The following is a 21,800-nucleotide window of genomic DNA, read 5'->3' as shown; positions in this document are numbered from 1 at the left end:
CGCCGCTGCGGGCGCGTGCGGTACGGCCATGCTGGTAGATATTTCTATCCACCGGAAGGGTGGCGCGGGCTGGCGTTTCCGTCAGGCGTCGCGCTCCGCGTTCCGCTTCTTGATCCGGGCCGCCTCCTTGCGGACCTCGGCCTGGGTGGCGCGCTCCCGCTCCAGCCACTCGGGGCGCTCCTCCTTCAGCGCCTCGATCTGCTCGGTGGTGAGGGCCTCGGTGATCCCGCCGCGCGCGAGACCGGCGATGGACACGCCCAGCTTCGCCGCGACCACCGGGCGGGGGTGGGGGCCGTCGCGCCGCAGGTCCCGCAGCCACTGCGGCGGGTCCGCCTGGAGCGCGTTCAGCTCGGTGCGTGAGACGGCACCGTCCCGGAAGTCGGCGGGGGTGGCGTCGAGGTACACACCCAGCTTCTTCGCCGCGGTCGCGGGCTTCATCGTCTGGGTGTTCTGGTGCTGCGTCATGGAGTCCAGGGTATCGAGCATGTGCACGGCCGCCGACCACGGCCGGTAACCTGGCCAGGTGACAGGCTCGGAAGTGTCCCCCTCGTTCCGGCTCGTGTACGTACCCGGGGTGATGCCCGACAAATGGGTGCGCATCTGGAACGAGCGGCTGCCCGACGTCCCGCTGACCCTCACGCAGGTCCCCGCCCAGGCGGCGCAGGGGCTGCTGCTGAGCGGTGACGCCGACGCGGGCCTCGTCCGGTTGCCCGTCGACCGCACGGTCCTCAGCGCGATCCCCCTCTACACCGAGCAGACGGTCGTCGTGGTGCCCAAGGACCACCTCGTCACGGCGGTCGACACGGTGTCCCTGGAGGACCTGGCCGACGAGATCGTGCTGCACCCCCTGGACGACGTTCTCACCTGGGAGAGCCTGCCGGGACGGCCCGCGCTCGAACGCCCCGCCACCACCGCCGACGCGATCGAGCTCGTCGCGGCCGGGATCGGCGTGCTCGTCGTACCGCTGTCGCTCGCCCGGCTGCACCACCGCAAGGACCTCACCCACCGGCCGCTCGAGCAGGCCCCCGGGTCGGGCGTGGCGCTGTCCTGGCCCGAGGCGGCGACGACGGACCGGGTCGAGGACCTCATCGGGATCGTCCGAGGCCGGACCGTCAACAGCACCCGCGGCCGCCGGCAGCAGCCCGCACAGGAGAAGAAGCCCGAACGCACCGCCCGGCGGCAGCAGCCGGCCGGCGGATCGGCCGGCCGCGGCCGCCGGGGAGGCACCGGCGGCGCGACGAAGAACCCGCGGCGGGGCAAGCCCCGCCGCGGGTCGTGACCCGGCTACCTGACCGTCGGCGACGGCGACGGCGCCGGGGACGCCGTGTTGAGGTCCTCCAGCTCCTTGGGGATCTCCAGCGCGAGGACCGGCGCACCCGCCTGCGGAGCCGGCGGGGTCACCTGCTCCTGCGGCATCTTCGGCGGGCTGGTCTGCTGGAAGTTGACCTGCTCGTGATTGACCAGCCCCGTCTTCTCCAGCACCGTGATGTGGTCGAGCACCGTGTCGTTGGCCTGGTCGGCCAGCTGCCGCACCAGGGTGTTCCTGGTGTTGGCCCGGATGTTGGCGATGGCGGGGAAGATCTGCCCGTGCGTCACGCGCATGATGTTCACCGCCGTGGAGTCGAACTCCTTGCCGCTGGTGGACTTCACGGTCTCCACGAACCCCTGCTGCTGCGGTGACGCCTGGTTCGGCAGCGTGATGCCGAGCTCCAGGGAGAGCTTGCGACAGCTGTCGTCGAGCCGGCCGTGTCCCACGACCAGGTGTTCGCCCGCCTCCTTCATCTCCGGCGTCGTCCCCCGCTCCATCGCCAGCAGCCCCAGTGGGTGCTCCCACAGCCCCGCCGCGCGCACCTTCACCACGAAGTCGCGGTCCGCCTCGGTCAGCGGGCCGTAGTTCGTGTTGGCCACCACCCGGTCCGGCTTGGTCGATGTGTTCTGTACGCCCAGCATGGTGGGGTAGGCGAGCGCGGTGAGGGTGAGGATCATGGCTCCACCCACGAACGCGGTTCCTGCCGTGCTGCGCGAGATGCGCATCGTGCCTCCTGGGATATGAACGGCCCAACAGCAGGAAGTACGGACGCCGGGCGCGAGACAGTCACCGTCCGGGAAAGAATTTTCGGCCGGTGTCAGCGGGCGTAGCCGGCCTTCTGCGCCGTACTCACCACCTTGTCGCCGTCGGCGCGGCTCAGCAGACCCTCACCGACCCAGGCCGCCACGGTGGACCGCACCTGCGCCACCAGTGCTCCCTTGCCGCGGAAGGGCGCCCCGGACCATATCTCGTCGAGCAGGGTCGTACCGTCGCTCCGGGCGGGGTTGGCGACTCCGGAGTCCGACGTGCCGAAGATCACACGCGGTTCCGAGCGCCGGACGTAGGCGTGGGTCGGGTCCTCGGTCCCCTCCGCGAAGGGCGCCAGTTCGATGCCGTCCAGCGTGTAGTGCAGGGGTTCGTCCGGGACCGGCGTGAGGGAGGGCAGCAGATCGCCGGAGAGGCCGGCGTTGCGGTACAGCCCCAGCCGCACGGCGTCCGGCCCGGGCCGGCGGGCGACCAGGTTGACCGGGCCGTAGAACAGGGCCTGCAGCGCGGGGTCGTCGGGGGTCCGCTCCACCCGCAGCCGGAAGGGCACGGAGATCCGTACGGTGTCGCCGTCGCGCCAGGTCCGCGCGACCTCGAAGTAGCGGCCGGGGACCGGAGTGCCGGGCACGGCACGCCCGTTGACGGTCACCCGGAAGCCGGCGGTCGCCCAGGACGGCACCCGCAGCAGCAGTGTGAAGGAGGCCCGGCCGCCGCCGACGGTGAGCGTGCTGCCCTGCTCCTGGGGGTAGCGGGTGGTCTGCGTGACCGTGACGCCCTTCTCGGCCCAGGTCAGCCGGGAGGCGCTGTAGAGGTTGACGTACAGGGCGCTCCCGTCGGCCTTCGCGAAGTACACCGAGTCCTGGTACTTCGTGGCGCTCTCCATGCCGGTGCCCTCGCAGCAGGTCGTCCCCTGCTTGGGCGTGTAGTCGCGCACATGACCGGGCGTCAGGCCGATGAAGTAGGTGACGAGCGGCTTCTCGGCGTCCGGCCGGTCCTGCTTGGAACCGAGCACCTGGTTGTACAGGGCCCGCTCGTAGTAGTCCATGTACGCCGGATCCTGCTCGTGGAAGAACAGCGTCCGGCTCAGCTTGAGCATGTTGTACGCGCAGCAGGACTCGGCGGTGGTGTCGGTGACCGTGCCCGCGATCACATCGCGGGCCTTCCAGAACTCGCCGCTGCTGGTGCCGCCGATCGCGTACATGCGGTGGGGTACGACCATGCCCCAGAAGTTCTTCGCGGCCGTGAGGTAGCGCTGCTCGCCCGTCTCGTCGTGCAGCCGCACCAGGCCGGTGAAGACCGGGATGTGCTGGTTGGCGTGCAGTCCATCGAGGATGTCGGTGTTCGCGGCGCAGGCGTCGATGAGCCGGTCCAGGTCGAACAGCTTGGCGAGAGCGAGGTGTTCGGCCCGTCCGGTGATCGCGTGCAGGTCGCAGATCGCCTCGACGACGCCGCCGAACTCCCCGCTGGAGAACAGCCCCCACATCCGCTGCAGGGTGGCCGCCGGCAGCACGGACAGCCGTGCGTGCATCCAGTCGCACATGCCGGACGCCAGGTCGAGCGCCCGGTCGTCGTCCGTGGCGAGATACGCGTCCAGCAGCCCTCTGAGGATCTTGTGCGCGGTGTAGTACGGCGCCCACACCCGGGTGTAGTCGCTGCCGGTCATCGACTCCAGTTCGATGAACTGCGTCTCCGGGTACGCGGCGAGGAAACCCGGATGGCCGGGCGCGCCCCAGGTGCGGCGCAGGGTGGCGTCCAGACTCCGTCCGGAGGCGTCCGCGAGCGTCGCCCCGGCCGTCTCGTCGAAGGCGTACGACGCCAGGTCGCCCCGGCCGGTCGAGGCGTCGGCGGCACGGCGGCCCTGCAACTCCGTGATCTCGGCGGCGGTCAGCGCCCGCGAGAACACGTCGACGTCCTCGAACGCGCCCGCGAACACCGGATCGGCGGGGAAGTTCGAGCGCCCCAGCCAGTTGTTCGTGAGGGTGCCGAGCGCGGCCGGGGTCAGCGTGATGTCCGTGCTCCGGGCCACGGCGGTGCCGTCGACGTAGAGGGTGCCGGTGCCGTCGGCGAGGGTCACGGCCAGATGGCTCCACTCGCCGACCGGCAGCGGCGCGGTGCCGTCGAGGCCCTGCTCACCGCCCGGCCCCGAGACGGTGACGGCGAACCGCGGCACCCCGGCGGCGTTGCGGGCGGCCAGATACAGGTAGCGGGTGGTGCCGTCGCCGAAGTCGAAGATCCTGGCCCAGGCGGCGTCGTGCGCCGGCCGCACCCACGCGGACAGGGTGAGTGCCGGGGCGCCGGCGAGAACGGCCGCCGGAAGGTCCACGTACCGGTACGAGCCGCGTACGTTCTCCGCCGCGCGGCCGAACCGTCCCTCGACGCTCAGTACGGCCGGGTCGCGGCGCAGCGCCTCCCGTACCTCGGTCAGGGCGCCCACCATGGCGGTGATCCGGTCCGCGAAGACCTGCTCGCCGGTGCCGCGGTACGCCTGCGCCAGCATGGTCAGGAAATGGCCGGTGTAGTGGCCGCGCAGATTGCCGTTGGCCTCCCCGTCCAGCCCTTCCCAGCCGCCGGGCGCGACCGCGCCGCGGGTGGACAGGCCGGCGTTGGCGCGGAAGACCTGGAGCAGTCGGTTCACGTCGTAGCCACGGGCGTGGTCGAGCATCGACTGCCGTTTGCCGGCGAAGACGCCCGGTCCGAGCGTCACGTCCTCCAGCCCGAAGGGCCGTACGGTCCACGCCGCCGGTACGCCGGGAGCGGCGGCCGGCGCGCCGGGTGCGGCGACGGCGCGCCCGGTGGCCGCCGCGGAGACCGCGGTCGCCGTCAGAGCGGCGGCCTGGAAGAGGGTTCGTCTGGAGAGGGGCGGTGCCATGGATGCTCCTCTGTTCGGTATCACGAACGCTGTACGAACGATCGGCCAGACGATAGGGAGGGGGCGGAGAGGCGTCAACGGTTCGGGAGCGATCGGTTCCGGACGTTCGTCGCGGGCGGCGGGAGCCGGTCAGGGGTGCCGGGCGGCGGATTCCACCAGCCAGGCGTACGCGGCCCGCGCCGTGAACTCCTCCTGCCCGCCGCGCAGCAGCAGGTCTGCGGCGGCGAACCCGGGGGCGTCGGCCTGAGCGGCGACGTAGGGGATCGCGATGCAGCGCATCCCGGCCGCGTGCGCGGCGGCGGCGCCCGGGGCCGCGTCCTCGACCACCACGCAGTCGGCCGGGTCCGCGCCGAGCCTGCGGGCCGCCTCCAGGAAGATGTCGGGGGCCGGTTTGCCGTGCGCGACCTCGTCGGCCGGGACGACCGTGCGCAGATGCCTGTCCAGGCCCGTGCAGGCCAGGATCGCCCCGATCGCCTCGGGCGAGGAACCGGAGGCCACGGCCCTCGGCACGCCCTCGGCCGCCAGCAGCTCGACGAACGCGCGCATCTGCGGGTACACCCGCGTCGAGGCGCCGGCCAGCCGCAGATAGTGGCGGTTCTTGACCGCGAGCAGTTCTTCCGGCGGGGCGGACAGGCCGTACCGTTCCCGCCAGTCGGCGATCGTCTCCCGGGTGCTGATCCCGACGTAGCGCTCGTGCTCGGCCCAGGAGAAGTCAGGGACCCCGTACTCGGCGAGGGTCCGCCGGCCCGCCTCGTAGTAGTTCGGCTCGCTGTCCACGAGCGTTCCGTCGAGATCGAAGATGACCGAGAGGCCGCCGAGCGTGCTCATGGGCCCAGGATGACAGGGCTCACCTGCGTGCCGTCCGGCCGATCGACTCCACCAGCGGCAGCAGCCGGTGCGGGACGCGTTCGCGCAGCGCCACCTCGGTGCGGGTGCGGACCACGCCGGGCAGGCTGATCAGCTTCTGGACCACGTCCTCCAGGTGCGCGTTGTCGCGCGCCACCACCCGGGCCAGCAGATCGCCGCCGCCCGTGGTGGAGAACGCCTCGACGATCTCCGGTACGGCGGCCAGCGCGTCCCCCACCTCGTCCAGGTGCCCCTGGGTGACCTCGATGTGCACGAACGCGAGGACGGGGTGGCCCAGCGCGGCGGGGGAGAGGGCGGGGCCGGTGCCGGTGATCACGCCCTCGCGCTCCATGCGGTCCAGACGGGCCTGCAGGGTGCCGCGGGCCACCCCGAGGATCCGGGCGTACTCCCGCACGCTCGTGCGCGGCTGCTCCAGCAGCAGCCGCAGGATGCGGGTGTCGAGCTCGTCCACGGCCATGAGGTCCCCGGTGTCCCCGCATCGGCCATTGGCACTTCGATGGCCGTAGGAATGCCGCGAACACTGTACCAATGGCACACCATGGAAAGAGTCGGTTGAGCCACTGGTGGAAGAGATGCTGATATGGAGGGGTCGATGGCGCTGCGGACCCCGCGGCGCCTTTTTCGTGCCACGGCGCACACCAACGAGTTCTCAGGGGGCGGTACGTGCTGAAGAGGGTGTTCACGGCTCCGGACCCGGGCCGGATCCGGCTGCGCTTCGCGACGCGGGCCGTGCTCGGCATCGGGCTGGCCGTCGTCGTCTGCGGCCTGGCCGGGCACTCGCTCACCGGTGCCGTCACCGGCGGGCTCGCCGCGCTGCTCGCCCTGTTCACCGTCACCGACGCCACCGTCCGCGGGCAGGCCGTCACCACGGCGCTGCTGCCCGCCGTCGGCCTGCCGGTGCTCGCCGCCGCGGCCGTGCTGCACGACCACCCGGTCGCCCGCGACCTCACCTTCCTCGCCGTGGTCGGACTCGGCGTGTACGCGCGGCGCTGGGGTCCGCGTGGCCACAGTCTCGGGGTCTTCGCGTTCATGACCTACTTCGTGGCGCAGTTCCTGCACGCGAGGACCGCCCAGCTCCCCGAGCTGTACGCCTCCGTCCTGCTGTCCGTGCTCGCCGCGGCCACGGTGCGCTTCGGACTGTGGTGCTACGAGCGCCGGCTGCCCCCGGCCGTCGTACCGGCGCCGCCCGGCGGCACCGGGCTGGCCCGTGTGACCACCCGCCAGGCGGTCCAGGCGACCGCCGGCGCGGGCTTCGCCCTGGTCGTGGGCCAGCTGGTGTCCGGGCAGCGCTGGTACTGGGCCGTCGGCGCCACCTGGTGGGTCTTCGTCAACACCACCTCGCGCGGCGAGACCCTGGTACGCGGCTTCCGGCGGGTGCTCGGCACCGTCATCGGCATCGGGCTCGCGCTCTTCGTCGCCGTTCCCGCGCATGGGGACGGGCCTGTGACCGCCCTGGTCGTCGCCGTCGCCGTCTTCGGCATCTTCTACACGGCCGCCGTGTCCTACACCTGGATGATGCTCTGGGTGACGGTGCTCGCCGCCATGCTCTACGGCCTGCTGGGCGTGCTCACCCCCGAGCTGCTGGCACTCCGGGTCGTGGAGACCGCCGTCGGCGCGTTCGGCGCCGTGCTGGCGGTGGCGTTCGTCCTGCCCGTGACCACGCACAGCGTCACCGACACCTGGATCCAGCGGGCCCTGCGCTGCGTCCACGCGTGCACCGCGCAGACGGCCGCACGGCTGGCCGGGACCGCGGACGCCGACCCGGCGCCGGTGGTGGCGGAGCTGGAACAGCTGCTCGCCCGGGTACGGCTCTCGGTCGCCCCGCTGGTGCATCCGCTGAACCCCATGCTCGACCGCAAGCGGCGCGCCCGGCGGGTGCTCGCCCTGCTCGACGACTGCGCTCGGGAGATCCGCGGCCTCGTCGCCGTCGCCGCCGACCCGGAGGCCTCGCACGACGCCCGGCTGACCGCCGCCTGCTGGCGCGTCGAGGCCGCCGTCGAGGCGCTCACCGGCGGCCGGGACATCGCCGTACGGACCTCCCCGGCCGGGACGGAACCCGCCCTGGCCCATCTGCACGGTCTGGAACGCGCCCTCGCCGAACTGGCCGCGCCGCTGCGGGCGCCGTCCGGCTCCCCGCTGGTCGGGGCCTGACCCGTACGGACGCGCACGACGGGTCTTTGGTCTAGACCTGATGCGATCGACTGCTACCGTCACCCCGGTCGACAGCGGACGAGAGGGGACAGTCGTGGCGGACGGCAGGCGGCGGGCGTTCATCGGGTCGTTCACGGCGGCGGGAGGCCCGGGCATCGTCACCGCGGCCATCGCCCCCGGGAGCGGCGCGCTGACCGTCCTGAGCACCGTGGACGCCGTACCCGATCCGTCCTACCTGGCCCTGTCGCCCGACGGCCGCACGCTGTACGCGGTCAGCGAGACCGCCGAGGGCGCCGTGGCCGCGTTCCGCGTGACGGGGGACGGGCCGCAGCCGGCCGGGCGCCAGGTACGGGTGGACGGCAGCGGGCCGACCCACCTCAGCCTCTTCGCCGGACACGTCCTCACCGCGAACTACGGCTCCGGCAGCGTCAGCGCCGTGCCCGTCCGTCCGGACGGGGGCCTCGCGCGGTCGGCGTCCGGGGTGTTCCGGCACAGTGGCTCCGGCCCTCATCCCCGGCGCCAGCAGGGCCCGCACGCCCATCAGGTGCAGCCCGACCCGAGCGGCCGCTGGGCGGTCACGGTCGACCTCGGCACGGACTCGGTACGGGTCTGCACCCTGGCCGACGGCGTGCTCGCACCGCACCGGGAGATCGCCCTGCGCCCGGGCTCGGGCCCGCGGCACCTGGCCTTCCACCCGGACGGGGCCCACGCGTACGTCCTCAACGAGCTCAGCCCCACCCTCGTGGTCTGCCGCTGGGACGCCGTCGGCGGCGCGCTCAGGCCGCTCGCCGAGATCCCGGTCCTGCCCGGCACCCCGGCCGGGGACGCCTACCCGTCCGGGGTGGCCGTCTCGCCCGACGGCCGCTTCGTGTGGACCGCGACCCGCGGCGAGGACGTCCTGTCCGTGTTCGCCGTCGAGGGGAAGGGCAGGGTGCTGACCCCGCTCACCACCGTCCCCTGCGGCGGTCGCTGGCCCCGCTCCATCACCGAGTCCGACGGCGTCCTGTACGTCGCCAACGAGCGCTCGGGGGACGTGACCTGGTTCGCGCTCGACCCGGGCACGGGAGTACCACGGCGCACCGGTTCCGTTCCGGTGACCGCGGCGTCCTGCGTGGTCACCGACCGGCCGGGAGTCTGAAGGGGCATGACGAAGGGCCCGCTCCGGTTCCCGGAGCGGGCCCTTCCGGCGTCGTGCGCGAGCCGGCCGGGTCAGTGGGCCGGGGTGCTCTGCGCCTGCTGCGGGGCGATGCCCAGCGCGGTCGTGTACTTGGCCAGCGCCAGCTTGCCGATCGCCGGGTACGGGCCGAGCGCCTCGGCGGCGGAGCAGCCCGCCTCCTTCGCGGCCTCCTCGATCAGGCCGGCGTCGATCTCCGGGCCGATCAGGTACGGCGCGAGCGCCAGCTGCTGCGAGCCGGAGCCCCGCAGCTGCTCCGCCACGGAGGCGATGGAACCCTCCTGGTCCAGGGCCGCCGCCATCACCGGCACGGCGAGGCGCGCGGCGAGCAGCATGCCGGTGATCCCGGCCGCCTGCACGGCCTCGTCACCGCCCACGGAGGCCAGGATGATGCCGTCCGCCGCGGTCGCCACGGTGAACAGCCGGGCACGGTCGGCGCGGGCCAGACCGGCCTCGGAGAGCCGCACGTGCAGCGCCTCGGCGAGCAGCGGGTGCGGACCCAGCACATCGGTCAGCTCGGCGGCGACACGGCTGTCCATCACGGCCTGGCGGACCTGGCGCAGCAACGCGCTGTCCGGACCGGCGAGCAGCGGCACGACGACGGCGACGGGGCCGTCGGGCTCCTTGATGTCCATGCCGGCGGCGCGGGCCTGCTCGAAGCGGGCGGTGCGCTCCTCGGCCGCGTGCGTGAGGACGGACTGCAGTGTCGGGAATTCCTCGTCGTCACCGTCGAGGTAGCCGACCCGGGCGTCCAGACCGGGCAGCTCGGAACGGGCGATGCTCACGACCTCGTCGACGAGCGAGCGGGTGGCACTACTGGGCGCACCCGGCACGGCGAGGACGAGCGCGGGCGCGTCCTCGGGAGCCACCAGCGGCTCGGGACGGCGGTGCCGTCCGGGCTGACGGGGGCGCGGCATTCGTACTGGCAGGCCGGACGCGGGCCCAGTGGGGGTGCTCATGTTGCCGCATGTTAGTGGTTTCCCGGGTTCCCCTGTTCGGGGAGGGGGCAGGTGAGCGGTATCCGTCCGGTTTTGTCTGATGAGTTACGTACGGGCGTCGGCCGCGCGGGTGACGTCCTCACCTGCCGGGCTCGTCACCCACAGCATCTTCTCGTCGCCCGGAAGGGTGAAGGAGCCGGCGGTGAGGTGCTCCGCGATGCGGACCGCCCCGTGCAGGGGGTCTCCTTCGGCCATGATCCACCGCGCCCCCGGCAGCCGCTCGGCCAGCTCCTCGTCCAGGGGGCCGAGCAGCGCGGCGCCCATCCGGAACAGGCCTCCGGTGAGACCGACCACCGGTGCGTCCGCCGCGGGGCACACGGCCGTGGCGGAGTCGGCCAGGTGCCCGGCCGCGGCCCGCAGCACCTCCACGGCGACGGGGTCGCCGCCGTCCGCGCACTCGCCCACCCGGGGCGCGAAGGAGGCGAGTACGGCCGGCCGGTCGGTCCGCGGATACAGCCGGCCGGGCAGCCCGGCCGGCGGGCCGAACATGTCCTCGGCGCTCGCCAGCAGCCGCGCGGAGCCGCCTCGCCGCCCGTCGTGCGCGCGCAGCGCCGCCTCCAGACCCGCCCGCCCGATCCAGGCGCCGCCGCCGCAGTCGCCGAGCAGGTGCCCCCAGCCGTCGGCACGGCGCCAGCCGGTCAGATCGGTGCCGATCGCGATCGCACCCGTACCGGCGGCGATCACGGCACCGGGCCGCGCCCCGAGGGCACCGACGTACGCGGTGATGGCGTCGGCGGCCAGCACCACCCGCCGCACACCCAGTTCACGGCCGAGCGCACCCGGCAGCTCCGCGCGCAGCGCGTCCCCCAGGCCGGCCAGCCCGGCAGCCCCGATGACGGCCGTCTCCAGCCTCTCGACCCCGGCCTCCGCGCACAGGGCCCGCACCATCGGGACCAACTGCTCCATGAGGTGCTCCGGGTCGAGGCCCCGTGCCCCCGTCCGCACCGGTTCCCCGGAGGCGCCCCGGGCCAGTGGTCCGCGCCCGCCGGCCCCGACGACGACCCGCAGACCGGAGCCCCCGGAGTCCACGGCGAGGAAACCGGGCCCGGTCACGGCAGGCGCCAGTCCACCGGCTGGCCGCCCTGCCGGATCAGCAGGTCGTTCGCCCGGCTGAACGGGCGGGAGCCGAAGAAGCCGCGGTCGGCGGACATCGGCGACGGATGGGCCGACTCCACCGCCGGCAGATCGCCCAGCAGCGGACGGCAGTTGCGGGCGTCCCGCCCCCACAGGATGGAGACCAGGGGCTTGCCCCGCCCGGCCAGCGCCCGTATCGCCTGCTCGGTGACCTCCTCCCAGCCCTTGCCGCGGTGGGCGCCCGGCTTGCGCGGGGCCGTCGTCAGCGCCCTGTTGAGCAGCAGCACGCCCTGCTCGGTCCAGGGGGTGAGGTCGCCGTTGGACGGCTGGGGCAGTCCCAGGTCGGTGCCGAGCTCCCGGAAGATATTGATGAGACTGCCCGGCAGCGGCCGCACCTCGGGCGCGACCGAGAACGACAGTCCCACCGCGTGCCCCGGGGTGGGGTACGGGTCCTGCCCGACGATCAGAACGCGTACCTCGTCGAAGGGCTGCCGGAAGGCGCGCAGGACGTTCGCTCCGGCCGGGAGGTAGGTGCGTCCCGCGGCGATCTCCGTGCGCAGGAAGTCCCCCATTCCGGCGACCCGTTCGGCCACCGGCTCCAGGGCCTTCGCCCAGCCCGCTTCGACGATTTCATTCAAGGGTCGTGGTGCCACGGGCGTCACCCTACTGCCGCGACGGCGGCGGAGATCAACCAGTGGCCAGGACCGGACGGGATCCTCATGCGGCTCATGCGGCTCGTACGGCTCATGCGACGACCGCGGCCCGTACGCACAGCACGTCCGGCAGATGCGACGCCAACTGCCGCCAGCTGTCGCCGTCGTCGGCGGAGGCGTACACCTCGCCGTTGCGGTTGCCGAAGTAGACGCCCGCCGGGTCCGCTCCGTCGTGACACATCGCGTCGCGCAGCACCGTGCCGTAGTGGTCCTCCCGCGGCAGGCCCGCCGTGAGCGGCTCCCAGCTCCCGCCCGCGTCCGTGGTCCGGTAGACCCGGCAGCGCCGGCCGGCCGGCACCCGGTCGGAGTCGGCGTTGATCGGGAACACGTACGCCGTGTCGCCGCGACGGGGATGGGCCACGACCGCGAAGCCGAACGTCGACGGAAGGCCCTCGCCGATGTCCGTCCAGCTCCCGCCCGCGTCGTCGCTGCGGTAGACCCCCCAGTGGTTCTGCAGGTACAGCCGGTCCGGGTCGACCGCGTCCCGGGCGACCTTGTGCACGCACTGCCCGAACTCCGGGTTCGGGTCCGGCAGGAACACCGCGGACACCCCGGAGTTGGACGGGGCCCAGCTCGCGCCGCCGTCCAGGGTGCGGAACACGCCCGCCGTGGAGACGGCCACCGTCACGGCCCGCGGATCACGGGCGTCGGTGAGCACGGTGTGCAGTCCCTCGCCGCCGCCGCCGGGCACCCACTTCGCACGCGTGGGATGCTCCCACAGCGGCCGGACCAGCTCGAAGGTCTCCCCGCGGTCCTCCGAGCGGTACAGCGCTGCCGGTTCCGTCCCCGCGTACACCACGTCCGGTTCGGCCTCGGACGGGTGCAGCTGCCAGACCCGCTCCAGCGAAGCACCCGTGTCCTTGGGGAACTTGACGGCGGGCCGGGCCGGTTCGGTCCAGCTGCGCCCCAGGTCGTCGGAGTGGAACACCGACGGGCCCCAGTGCGCGCTGTCCCCGCCGGCCAGCAGCCGCGGGCTCCCGCCACGGGTGTCGACGGCGACCGAGTACACGGCCTGCGCGTTGAAGCAGGGACTCTCGTCGAACTCCCAGGTGCCACCCCGTCGGCGCCCGATGAACAGGCCCTTGCGGGTGCCCACGGCGAGCAGTACCTCGGTCATGCCGATCACCTCCGTGACGTCTTCGTCGACGCCCTCGTTCCAGGACACCGGCCAGTCTGCACCCCACCACTGACAGTCACCTCTGGACCGGCGTCGCCGCAGGCCGGGCCCGGTGCGAACGTGTACGGGGAGCACCGTGCGCGGTGGCCCGACGGCGGGTCGGCCGCCGTCCGGCAGCGCGCGGCCGAGGATCGCGTCCAGTCCGGCCGCCGCGGGCAGCGTGCCGAAGGCGTACCCCCGGTCGCCGCTCAGCCGCGTCGCGCAGAAGGCGTCGGCGACCGCGGACGGGGCGTGCCGGACGAGGAGGGAGCTCGGGCGGCCCGTGGAGGGCTTCGGCGGCGGGTCCACGCTCCGCGCGGCGTTCAGCCGGACGGTCGCCGCCGGTGACCTGCGGCGCACGGACGCCGGCGACCGGCTGCTCGAACGCCGGCGCCGCCGGGACGAGTCCATGGAGCCGCGCACGCGCGAGTGGGACGGCGACCGGGAGCCGGTGGTGATCACCGCGACGGGCGGGGCCCCGCCGAACGCGCGGACCCGCGCACCCGGCCGGCCGCCCTCCGGCTCGCCGAACTGCGTGAAGGGGTATGGCTGCGTCCCGCCGATCTGGGGCGCCGCCTGTCCGCGGGTCCCGGCGAGGTGGCCGAGTGCGGCACGGCCCGCCCCGACCGGTCCGCGCGCGAGTTCGCCGCGGGCCTGTGGCCGCTGGACGCCCGGTCCGGCACGGCCCGCGCGCTCCTCGGCCACGTCGACCGCGCCACTCGCCCCGCCGAGCGGCTCACCGCGTTCGCCGCCGTCGTACGCCGGCTGCTCGCCGATCCCGTCCTGCTGCCCGCCGACTGGCCGGACGACGCGCCGCTGCCCGCCGCCGGCCAACGACGCGCCGCGGTCCGCCTGCGCGGGGTACCGGCGGGGGCTGACGCGGGGGAGGTGCGTTCCCGCGTGGGCGGCGCATGAAGGCGCGTAGGGGCCGGTCGGCCGTACGAGGCGCCGCGCGGGACACCTCGTACGGCCGCTGCCCGTGGAGGGCTACCGGTAGGTGATGTCGGACGACGCGTACTTGCAGTACGTGCTGTCGGGGCCCGAGCCGTTGCTGCTCGGCTCGTCACCGTCGTCGTTGCCGATGTACTTCTGGCAGGGGACGATCTTCTTGCTGCTGTCCCCGATGATCGTGATGTTCCGCAGGGTCGCGCTGTCGCCGTAGTTGGTGTTGATGCCGGCGAGCCTGCTGCCCTTCCAGTTCACCTCGATGGTGTTGAGGTTGATCGTCCGCTTGTACTGCGTGGAGCAGTTGCCGCAGGAGCGGACGAAGGTGCCGAAGTTCTTGACCGCGAAGTTCGACACGTTCAGCGTTCCGGCGCCGTTGAACTGGAACACCTTGTCGCTGGCTTCCTTCGCGCCGCCGCCGGTGACGGTGTAGACCGACCCCGACGACTTGCCCTTGAACGTGGCGGCGTCCTCGCCGACGTCCTCCCACCAGACGTTCTGCAGCGTGCAGGAGCCCTGGCAGTGGACGCCGTCGGCCGCGGGGGCGCCCAGGATGACGTTCTTCAGGACCGCGCCGTCCGCCAGCTGCAGGATCGGGCCCTGGTCCTCGTCCTGGCCGTCGGAACCCAGGTCGCCGGTGCCGTACAGGCGCTTCATCCCGTAGTCCTTGGTGCCGGACACGGAGATGGTGGAGGAGACGCCCTGGCTGCCGTTCGCGGTCGGCCAGGTGGCGGCGCTCGCCGAGGACGCGCCGGTGGTCATGGCCATGCCAACAGAGAGGCCCAGGGTGGCGAGTGCGCCCGTCAGTGCGCGGGCGTGTGGTCGTTTCGCGGAAGTCATGTCGTTCCTTCTGTCGTGGTGTGGGGGTACGAGCCATGTACATGAACGACGTTCGGGGTAGTGCGCAGTCGGCCCGCCGAATTGACGTGAGCGGGTCACGCTGCTGAACGGAAGGTATGGGGTAAGCGCTTTCTGGTCAACGTCTCGCGTGCATCACATTCGGCCAGGAACGGCCGGCGCGAGGGCGGCGCGGGCTCAGACCGAGAGGTGGTACTGGTCCGGCACGTGGACCTCGCCGCCCAGTTCACGGGCCGCGTGCCGGGCCCACGAGGGGCTGCGGAGCAGCTCGCGGCCGAGGAACACCGCGTCCGCCTCGCCGTTGGCCACGATCTTCTCCGCCTGCTCGACGTCGGTGATCAGCCCCACGGCGGCGACCGGCATCGGCGTCTCGCCGCGCACCCGCGCGGCGAAGGGGACCTGGTAGCCGGGCCCGGTCGGGATGCGCACGCCGGAGGCGTTGCCGCCGGTGGAGACGTCGAGCAGGTCGATGCCGTGGGCGTGCAGTTCGGAGGCGAAGCGGACGGTGTCGTCCGGGGTCCAGCCGGACCCCTCCAGCCAGTCCGTGGCCGAAATCCGGAAGAACAGCGGCTTGTCGTCCGGCCACTCCTCGCGCACGGCGTCGACCACCTCCAGCGCGAACCGCGTCCGGTTCTCGTACGAACCGCCGTAGGCGTCGGTGCGGTGGTTGGAGTGCGGGGAGAGGAACTCGTTGATCAGGTAGCCGTGGGCGCCGTGGATCTCGGCGATCTCGAACCCGGCGGCGAGCGCGCGGCGCGCGGCGGCGCGGAACTGTCCGACGACGTCACGGATCTGCTCGGCGGACAGTTCGTCCGGCACGGGGTGCCGCTCGTCGAAGGCGACCGCGCTCGGGGCCACCGGCCGCCAGCCGTGGGCGTCCGGCCCGACCGGCGCGCCGCCCTTCCAGGTCCGCTCGGTCGACGCCTTGCGCCCGGCGTGCGCGAGCTGGACGGCGGGGACGGTGCCCTGTGACGCGAGGAAGCGGGTGATCCGGCGGAACGCCTCCACCTGGGTGTCGTTCCAGATGCCGAGGTCGTACGGCGAGATCCGGCCCTCCGGCGACACGGCGGTGGCCTCCACGACGATCAGTCCCGTGCCGCCGGCCGCGCGGGCCGCGTAGTGCGCGAAGTGCCAGTCACCGGGTGCACCGGCCCCGGGCCCTTCCGGCGCGGCCGAGTACTGGCACATCGGAGGCATCCACACCCGATTGGGGATGGTCACGTCGCGCAGGGTATACGGCTGGAACAGCGTGCTCACGGCGGGCTCCATTCGGCGGTGGCCGGGACGGGTGCGGCTCGTACGATAGGCATCGTAGTATGGAGGATGTCAAACTACGATGGTTCTCGTATCATGAGGGTTCCCGGACCGAATGCGAGCCGCCGTGACGACCGTCTCCCCCGCCCCCAGCAGTCGCGATCTGCCGCACCCGGCGCGCGAGGAGATCCGGCTGGAGGGCGTGCTGCACGCGCTCTCCGACCCCATGCGGCTGCGCATCGTCCGCGAACTCGCCGCCAAGGGCGTCGAGCTGACCTGCTCGCAGTTCGACCTGCCGGTCACCAAGTCCACCACCACGCACCACTTCCGGGTGCTGCGCGAGAGCGGCGTGATCCGGCAGGTCTACGAGGGCACCGCCAAGATGAACGGCCTGCGCCGGGCCGACCTGGACGACCTCTTCCCGGGCCTCCTCGACTGTCTCCTCACCGCGGCCACCCACCAGGCCGGCCGCCACGACTCGACCTGACCGGTCCGCTCACGGGTCGGCCGTACGGGCCGCCGCGAGCAGGGATCCCCAGTCGGGGAGTTTGACGACGCCCCGGCCCAGGGAGGCGCCCAGTTCCGCCTCGGCGTGTTCGATCGCCTGCCAGCCCGTCCATTCGACCGGTTCGACGCCCCCGGCCCGCAGTGCCGCCAGCGGGTCGCCGGGCAGATCGCGGTCCGTGAGGAAGGGCGCGTCCCGCAGCAGGGAGGTGACCGTCTCCTTCGCGCAGGGCCGGTTCGTGCCGATGACGCCCGTCGGACCCCGCTTGATCCAGCCCGCCACGTACTCGCCCGGAGCGACCGCGCCCTCCCGCAGCACCCGCCCGGCGAGATGCGGAACCGTGCCGCCGGCCGCGTCGAACGGCAGCCCTTCCAGCGGCACCCCGCGGTACCCCACCGAGCGCAGCACCAACTGCGCCTCGATGTCCTCGAACCGCCCCGTGCCCGTGACGCCACCGTGCCCGTCCGGCACCGTACGCTCGAAGCGCACCGCGCCCACCCTGCCCTCCCGGGCGATCAGTTCGGCCGGGCGGAGGAAGAAGCGCAGCCGGATCAGCCGCCGGGCGCCCGACACCGGCGCCCCGGCCCAGCCGCGCAGCACCTCGACGTTGCGGCGCTGCGGGGCGGGCAGCGCGGACGGATCCGTGTACGCCGGGTCCCGTGCCGCCTCGGCCGGGTCCACGGCGAGGCCGGTCTCCGGCAGGGTCCCCAGTTCGCGCAGCTCCTTGGTGGTGAAGCGGGCCTGGGACGGCCCGCGCCGGCCCGCCATGTGGATGCGGTCCACCCGGCTCGCCGCGAGCGCGGTCAGGGCGGCGTGCGGCATGTCGGTCGGGCTCAGCTCCGTCGCACCCCGGGCCAGCATGCGCGTCACGTCCACGGCGACGTTCCCCATCCCGATGACCACCGCCGACCGCACCCCGCGCAGGAAACCGTCGTCGACGGCGTCCGGGTGCGCGCTGTACCAGGACACGAACTCCGTCGCCGACCAGCTGCCCGGCAGCTCCTCGCCAGGGATGCCCAGCCGCCGGTCCGTGGCGGCGCCCACGCAGTACACCACCGCGTGGTACAGCTCCCGCAGCCGCGCGACCGGCACCCCGCCCGGTCCGACCGGCACCCCGCCGAGGAAGCGCACGCGCTCGTGCTCCAGGACCGCGCGGAGGGTGTTCTGCAGGGACTTGATCTTCTCGTGGTCCGGCGCCACGCCGTAGCGGACCAGGCCGTACGGACACGGCAGCCGGTCCAGGACGTCCACGCGCACCCGGGCGTCCTGCTGGACGAGGCTCTGGGCGGTGTAGCACCCGCTCGGCCCGGAACCGACGACGGCGACACGCAGCACGGCGGAACTCCTCACCCCGGGGGATCCACAGGAGATCGCTGTTGTCTCCAGCATGGCACCGTCCGCGCTCCGCTGACAGGGTGCCGTCCGCCGTCCGGGGCGCGTGTTCTACGGAAGGAAAGTGATCGCGCGATTACGTTGCGTGTGTGCTTGAGGCATCTTTTCTTCATCTTTCCGATCGTTCTCCGGTGGAGGGCGCGGTGTCCGTGTGGCCCGCGTGGGAGGTGCGGGAGGGGGAGCGGGCGACGCGGTGGCTCCATGTGCGGCTGGCCTTCGGAGACGGGGCCCGTATCGACGCGCTGGCGACGGTGTGCGAGGGGTGGGTCTGCGTCGAGGACGTACGGGCCCGGCCCGCGCTGGCCCTGGAGGACCTCGCCCTGTTCGCCGACTGGATCGAGGGGCCGCTGGCCCGGGCCTGCGGTACCGAGGCCGGGCCGGACCCCGGAGGCGAGGCCGGTACGGGCGCGCACCGGGAGCGGCCCGCCCGGCCGAGGGGGCCACGGGAGCACGGTCTCGTGGCCCGGGCGTACCGCGCGGCGCAGGAGCGGGGAGCCGATCCGGTCCTCGCCGTGATGAACGAGACCGGGTACAGCCGGCGCGGGGCGCTCAGACTCATCGGTCGGACGCGCGACGCGGGACTGCTGCCCTCGCGGCACGCCCGGCGCTGAGCGGCCCGCGGTTCCCCCGGCCCGTCCGGCGCACCGTCACATCAGATCGCGCATCCGGCCGATCTCGCTGGTCTGCTGGGCCACCACGTCGTCCGCCATCTCCTCCATCCGGATGTTGTTGCCCTGCCCCTTCAGCTCGGTGGACATGGTGATCGCCCCCTGGTGATGCGTGATCATCAGGGTGAGGAAGAGCTGGTCGAAGGCCTTGCCGTCGGCCGCGCGCAACTGCTTCAGCTGGGCCTGCGTGGCCATCCCGGGCATCGTCGCGTGGTCGTGCCCGTGCCCGTCGTCCCGCTCCGCCTTGTCGTGGCTCTTCAGCCAGCCCTGCATCGACTTGATCTCCGGCCGCTGCGCGGCGGCGATGCGCTCGGCCAGTTTGACGATCTTCGGCGACTCGGCGCGGTCCGGCACCAGTCCGGTCATCTCCAGGGCCTGCGCGTGGTGCTGGATCATCATCCGCGCGTAGGACACGTCCGCCGAGTTGGGGGAGTCGTCCTCCACGCGCTGCCGTTGGGCCTCCTCGGCCGACAGGGTCCGGTTGGCCTCCCCGGGCTCACCCGGCGCGATGACCGAAGGCCCGCTCCCGGCGGCCGACTTGGTCTCGTCGGTACCGGAGTCGCAGCCCACGAGCCCGAGTACGGCCAGAGCGGTCAGCCCGGCCGCGACGACGGACACGCGTGACGCACGGCGGTAGTGCACAAGGACCTCCTGTGGCTGGCAGGTTGCAAGACACCTCGTGAGTGTCGACGACCGTCCTAGCACGCTTCCGCGCGACAGTGATCAAAAAACTTCATTGCAAGTGTGTTGCCCCCTGTTGGTATGTGCATGTCGACGACGATACTGCCGGTGCGAAAACCGTTCCGAGGTGAACGGAACCAGGGAGGAAAACAGTGATCCTGTTGAGCGTTTCCCGAACCCGGCGCAGACGCCTGGGAGTTGCCGCGGCGGCCGGTGGACTGCTGGCCGCGCTGCTCACCGCCGCGCCGGCCGCGGCGATCCCCGACCCCGGGGACTCGCCGGCCGCCGAGAAGAAGGTCTCGCGGAGCGACCAGGCCGAGGCGCGCGAGGCCATCCAGAGCGGCGAGATACCCGGCCAGGACGAGATCGTCCACTCCGACAACATCCGGCACGTGGCCCACGTCCCCAAGGACGCGCTGCCCGGCACCAACTCGGACCTGGCCTTCCAGGGCCGGTACGCCTTCGCCGGCAACTACGACGGCTTCCGCATCTTCGACATCAGCGACCCGAAGGCGCCGAAGACGGTGGCCCAGGTGCTGTGCCCCGGCTCGCAGAACGACATCTCCGTCTCCGGCGACCTGCTGTTCCTGTCCACCGACTCCTCGCGCAGCGACAGCAGTTGCAACAGCACCACGCAGCCGGCGACCGAGAAGTCCTCGTGGGAGGGCATGAAGGTCTTCGACATCAGCGACAAGCGCAACCCGCGCTACGTCGCCGCCGTCGAGACCGCCTGCGGTTCGCACACCCACACGCTGGTGCCCGAGCGCAAGAACGTCTACGTCTACGTCTCGTCGTACTCGCCGAACGCGGCCTACCCCGACTGCCAGCCGCCGCACGACGGCATCTCGGTGATCAAGGTGCCGCGCAAGGCCCCGCACAAGGCGGCGCTGGTCGGCTTCCCGGTGCTGTTCCCGGGTGAGGGTCCGGACGGCGGCGGCAACCCCGGCGGGCCCACCAACCCGGGTGTCTCCAAGACCACCGGCTGCCACGACATCACCGTGCTGCCGTCGAAGGACCTGGCCGCCGGCGCCTGCATGGGCGACGGCATCCTGTTCTCCATCAAGGACCCCGAGCGGCCCAAGGTGATCGACCGGGTGCAGGACAACGTCAACTTCGCGTTCTGGCACTCGGCGACCTTCAACCAGAAGGCGAACAAGGTCGTCTTCACCGACGAGCTGGGCGGCGGTGGCGGCGCCACCTGCAACGCGGAGATCGGCCCGAACCGCGGCGCGGACGGCATCTACGACATCGTCGGCAAGGGCGACCGGCAGAAGCTGGTCTTCCGCAGCTACTTCAAGATCCCCCGCCACCAGGCGGACACCGAGAACTGCGTGGCCCACAACGGCTCGCTGATCCCGGTCAGGGGCAAGGACCTGATGGTCCAGGCCTGGTACCAGGGCGGCGTCTCCGTCTGGGACTTCACCGACTCCTCGAAGCCGAAGGAGATCGCCTACTTCGAACGCGGTCCGCTGAGCACGGACCAGCTCGTCACCGGCGGCTCCTGGTCGGCGTACTACTACAACGGTTACATCTACTCGAACGACATCGCCAAGGGCTTCGACGTCCTGGAGATCGACGACCGGCGCACGGACCCGGCCCGCCGGGTCCACCTGCGTGAGCTCAACACGCAGACGCAGCCGGACTACTTCGACTGAGCGTCCGGCTCCGTCGCGAAGAACCGGGCCATGTCCGTCCGGTCCTTCCCGCACGTCCCGCCGGGCACCTCGGTGTCCGGCGGGACGCCCAACTCCCAGTCGAGCCGGTAGCGCTTGAACAGCTCCGCGCGCAGCACCGGGACCGGCATGGGCGCGCCCGGCATCAGGGCCGCGTACACGGCGCCCATCAGCAGGGCGCGCAGCATCGGATAGTCGGCGCCGACGTCGTGGGAGCCGTGCCGGGCGACGGTGTCGCTCAGCAGCTCCGCCAGCCGACGCTGCTCGGGGCAGGGCAGGAAACCCTCGGCCTGCAGCAGTCCGGCCATGTGCTGGCGCATCAGGAGCGGCCGGTCCCGCGCCAGGCCCAGGATCGCGTCGATGGCCCGTGCCATCCGCTCCCGGCCGTCCTCGGTGTGCGGCTCCCGCTCCAGGGCCTCCTCCAGGGTGCGGTGCATCAGCCGGTGCACGGCGGACTGCACGAGCTGGCGCTTTCCCGGGAAGTAGTACGACACCAGGCCCCGTGCGGAGCCCGCCCGGTCGGCGATGTCGCCCAGCGTCGTCGCCTCGTACCCGTGCTCGTCGACCAACTCCACGGCGGCGTGCAGAAGCCGCTCCTTCGAACGCCTCCGCAACTCTTCATTGACCAGGGCGCTGCGCGGGGACATGCTGGACTCCTGCGTTGACTGGCTGCCAGCCAACTATACTCAGCGCGTCCGGTGAGGCCCCTTGGCGGGCCTTTCCGGGTTGCCGTTCACCTCGGGCGACG

General features: G+C 72.7%; 19 protein-coding genes and 2 pseudogenes. 7 read left to right on the top strand and 14 right to left on the bottom strand.

What is annotated here, in order from left to right:
* Positions 1–81: 81 nt before the first annotated feature.
* Positions 82–486, bottom strand: a complete 405-nt coding sequence (locus ACFXAE_RS10320; RefSeq protein ID WP_384711076.1) for a DUF5997 family protein — start codon at positions 484–486, stop codon at positions 82–84.
* Between the two features lie 37 nt (positions 487–523).
* Here ACFXAE_RS10320 and ACFXAE_RS10315 point away from each other — a divergent pair, with 37 nt between their 5' ends.
* A complete protein-coding gene (locus tag ACFXAE_RS10315; RefSeq protein WP_384710984.1) occupies positions 524–1,279 on the top strand; it encodes a LysR family transcriptional regulator substrate-binding protein in 756 nt (251 codons plus the stop codon).
* A gap of 5 nt (positions 1,280–1,284) precedes the next feature.
* Here the strand turns inward: ACFXAE_RS10315 and ACFXAE_RS10310 are convergent, their stop codons facing one another.
* From ACFXAE_RS10310 to ACFXAE_RS10295, 4 genes are all read right to left on the bottom strand, one after another.
* Positions 1,285–2,034 (bottom strand): DUF4142 domain-containing protein, encoded by a 750-nt coding sequence (locus ACFXAE_RS10310; RefSeq protein WP_384710981.1) that lies wholly within the window; start codon positions 2,032–2,034, stop codon positions 1,285–1,287.
* Between the two features lie 92 nt (positions 2,035–2,126).
* The gene (locus tag ACFXAE_RS10305) at positions 2,127–4,943 is read right to left on the bottom strand and encodes a beta-L-arabinofuranosidase domain-containing protein (RefSeq protein WP_384710978.1); all 2,817 of its coding nucleotides are present in this window, start codon (positions 4,941–4,943) and stop codon (positions 2,127–2,129) included.
* Between the two features lie 129 nt (positions 4,944–5,072).
* Positions 5,073–5,771: an HAD family hydrolase gene (locus tag ACFXAE_RS10300; RefSeq protein WP_384710975.1), complete on the bottom strand. Its 699-nt coding sequence runs from the start codon at positions 5,769–5,771 to the stop codon at positions 5,073–5,075.
* A 19-nt stretch (positions 5,772–5,790) separates the two neighbouring features.
* A complete protein-coding gene (locus tag ACFXAE_RS10295) occupies positions 5,791–6,267 on the bottom strand; it encodes an Lrp/AsnC family transcriptional regulator (RefSeq protein ID WP_384710972.1) in 477 nt (158 codons plus the stop codon).
* 206 nt (positions 6,268–6,473) lie between these two features.
* On the opposite strand from ACFXAE_RS10295, the gene ACFXAE_RS10290 reads away from it, so the two are divergent.
* Positions 6,474–7,961 (top strand): FUSC family protein, encoded by a 1,488-nt coding sequence (locus ACFXAE_RS10290; RefSeq protein ID WP_384710969.1) that lies wholly within the window; start codon positions 6,474–6,476, stop codon positions 7,959–7,961.
* A 94-nt stretch (positions 7,962–8,055) separates the two neighbouring features.
* On the top strand, positions 8,056–9,099 hold the full coding sequence (locus tag ACFXAE_RS10285) for a lactonase family protein (protein WP_384710966.1): 1,044 nt from the start codon (positions 8,056–8,058) through the stop codon (positions 9,097–9,099).
* 71 nt (positions 9,100–9,170) lie between these two features.
* Here the strand turns inward: ACFXAE_RS10285 and ACFXAE_RS10280 are convergent, their stop codons facing one another.
* The 4 genes and pseudogenes from ACFXAE_RS10280 to ACFXAE_RS10265 form a co-directional block, all read right to left on the bottom strand.
* On the bottom strand, positions 9,171–10,094 hold the full coding sequence (locus ACFXAE_RS10280) for a sirohydrochlorin chelatase (RefSeq protein ID WP_384710963.1): 924 nt from the start codon (positions 10,092–10,094) through the stop codon (positions 9,171–9,173).
* Between the two features lie 84 nt (positions 10,095–10,178).
* Positions 10,179–11,186 carry an N-acetylglucosamine kinase gene (locus ACFXAE_RS10275; RefSeq protein WP_384710960.1) on the bottom strand — a complete coding sequence of 336 codons (1,008 nt, stop codon included), beginning with the start codon at positions 11,184–11,186 and terminating at the stop codon, positions 10,179–10,181.
* Positions 11,183–11,860: a uracil-DNA glycosylase gene (locus ACFXAE_RS10270; protein ID WP_384710957.1), complete on the bottom strand. Its 678-nt coding sequence runs from the start codon at positions 11,858–11,860 to the stop codon at positions 11,183–11,185. Before ACFXAE_RS10270 ends, ACFXAE_RS10275 begins: the two co-directional genes overlap by 4 nt.
* A gap of 91 nt (positions 11,861–11,951) precedes the next feature.
* A pseudogene (locus tag ACFXAE_RS10265) lies at positions 11,952–13,107 on the bottom strand (WD40/YVTN/BNR-like repeat-containing protein).
* A 120-nt stretch (positions 13,108–13,227) separates the two neighbouring features.
* Between ACFXAE_RS10265 and ACFXAE_RS10260 the strand changes: the two are divergent.
* Positions 13,228–13,991 (top strand): annotated as a pseudogene (locus ACFXAE_RS10260) (PaaX domain-containing protein, C- domain protein).
* A gap of 72 nt (positions 13,992–14,063) precedes the next feature.
* On the opposite strand, the gene ACFXAE_RS10255 reads toward ACFXAE_RS10260, so the two are convergent.
* On the bottom strand, positions 14,064–14,861 hold the full coding sequence (locus ACFXAE_RS10255; protein ID WP_384710954.1) for a pectate lyase: 798 nt from the start codon (positions 14,859–14,861) through the stop codon (positions 14,064–14,066).
* A 195-nt stretch (positions 14,862–15,056) separates the two neighbouring features.
* Entirely contained in the window at positions 15,057–16,136 is a 1,080-nt protein-coding gene (locus ACFXAE_RS10250; RefSeq protein WP_384710951.1) for an NADH:flavin oxidoreductase/NADH oxidase, read from the bottom strand.
* A 124-nt stretch (positions 16,137–16,260) separates the two neighbouring features.
* Here ACFXAE_RS10250 and ACFXAE_RS10245 point away from each other — a divergent pair, with 124 nt between their 5' ends.
* A complete protein-coding gene (locus tag ACFXAE_RS10245; protein WP_384710948.1) occupies positions 16,261–16,620 on the top strand; it encodes an ArsR/SmtB family transcription factor in 360 nt (119 codons plus the stop codon).
* A gap of 9 nt (positions 16,621–16,629) precedes the next feature.
* On the opposite strand, the gene ACFXAE_RS10240 is transcribed toward ACFXAE_RS10245, so the two are convergent.
* Positions 16,630–17,973, bottom strand: coding sequence for an FAD-dependent oxidoreductase (locus ACFXAE_RS10240; RefSeq protein WP_384710945.1), 1,344 nt, complete (start codon positions 17,971–17,973; stop codon positions 16,630–16,632).
* Between the two features lie 200 nt (positions 17,974–18,173).
* Here ACFXAE_RS10240 and ACFXAE_RS10235 point away from each other — a divergent pair, with 200 nt between their 5' ends.
* The gene (locus ACFXAE_RS10235; RefSeq protein WP_384710942.1) at positions 18,174–18,641 is read left to right on the top strand and encodes a DUF6214 family protein; all 468 of its coding nucleotides are present in this window, start codon (positions 18,174–18,176) and stop codon (positions 18,639–18,641) included.
* Positions 18,642–18,677: 36 nt separating this feature from the next.
* Here ACFXAE_RS10235 and ACFXAE_RS10230 read toward each other — a convergent pair whose 3' ends face one another.
* Positions 18,678–19,340: a DUF305 domain-containing protein gene (locus tag ACFXAE_RS10230; RefSeq protein ID WP_384710939.1), complete on the bottom strand. Its 663-nt coding sequence runs from the start codon at positions 19,338–19,340 to the stop codon at positions 18,678–18,680.
* A gap of 191 nt (positions 19,341–19,531) precedes the next feature.
* Between ACFXAE_RS10230 and ACFXAE_RS10225 the strand changes: the two genes are divergently transcribed.
* Positions 19,532–21,034 (top strand): LVIVD repeat-containing protein, encoded by a 1,503-nt coding sequence (locus ACFXAE_RS10225; RefSeq protein ID WP_384710936.1) that lies wholly within the window; start codon positions 19,532–19,534, stop codon positions 21,032–21,034.
* Here the strand turns inward: ACFXAE_RS10225 and ACFXAE_RS10220 are convergent.
* Positions 21,022–21,699, bottom strand: a complete 678-nt coding sequence (locus tag ACFXAE_RS10220) for a TetR/AcrR family transcriptional regulator (RefSeq protein ID WP_384710933.1) — start codon at positions 21,697–21,699, stop codon at positions 21,022–21,024. The genes ACFXAE_RS10225 and ACFXAE_RS10220 overlap by 13 nt on opposite strands.
* Positions 21,700–21,800: the final 101 nt, after the last annotated feature.

Origin of the sequence: Streptomyces sp. NPDC059454 (assembly GCF_042749965.1) — a bacterium.
In the GTDB taxonomy this organism is placed as follows: domain Bacteria; phylum Actinomycetota; class Actinomycetes; order Streptomycetales; family Streptomycetaceae; genus Streptomyces.
This window is presented reverse-complemented; position numbering and strand designations above follow the sequence as displayed.

Coding starts and splice junctions, on each gene's coding strand:
- ACFXAE_RS10320 (WP_384711076.1), bottom strand. CDS start 486: ATGCTCGATACCCTGGACTCCATGACGCAGCACCAGAACACCCAGACG.
- ACFXAE_RS10310 (WP_384710981.1), bottom strand. CDS start 2,034: ATGCGCATCTCGCGCAGCACGGCAGGAACCGCGTTCGTGGGTGGAGCC.
- ACFXAE_RS10305 (WP_384710978.1), bottom strand. CDS start 4,943: ATGGCACCGCCCCTCTCCAGACGAACCCTCTTCCAGGCCGCCGCTCTG.
- ACFXAE_RS10300 (WP_384710975.1), bottom strand. CDS start 5,771: ATGAGCACGCTCGGCGGCCTCTCGGTCATCTTCGATCTCGACGGAACG.
- ACFXAE_RS10295 (WP_384710972.1), bottom strand. CDS start 6,267: ATGGCCGTGGACGAGCTCGACACCCGCATCCTGCGGCTGCTGCTGGAG.
- ACFXAE_RS10280 (WP_384710963.1), bottom strand. CDS start 10,094: ATGAGCACCCCCACTGGGCCCGCGTCCGGCCTGCCAGTACGAATGCCG.
- ACFXAE_RS10255 (WP_384710954.1), bottom strand. CDS start 14,861: ATGACTTCCGCGAAACGACCACACGCCCGCGCACTGACGGGCGCACTC.
- ACFXAE_RS10220 (WP_384710933.1), bottom strand. CDS start 21,699: ATGTCCCCGCGCAGCGCCCTGGTCAATGAAGAGTTGCGGAGGCGTTCG.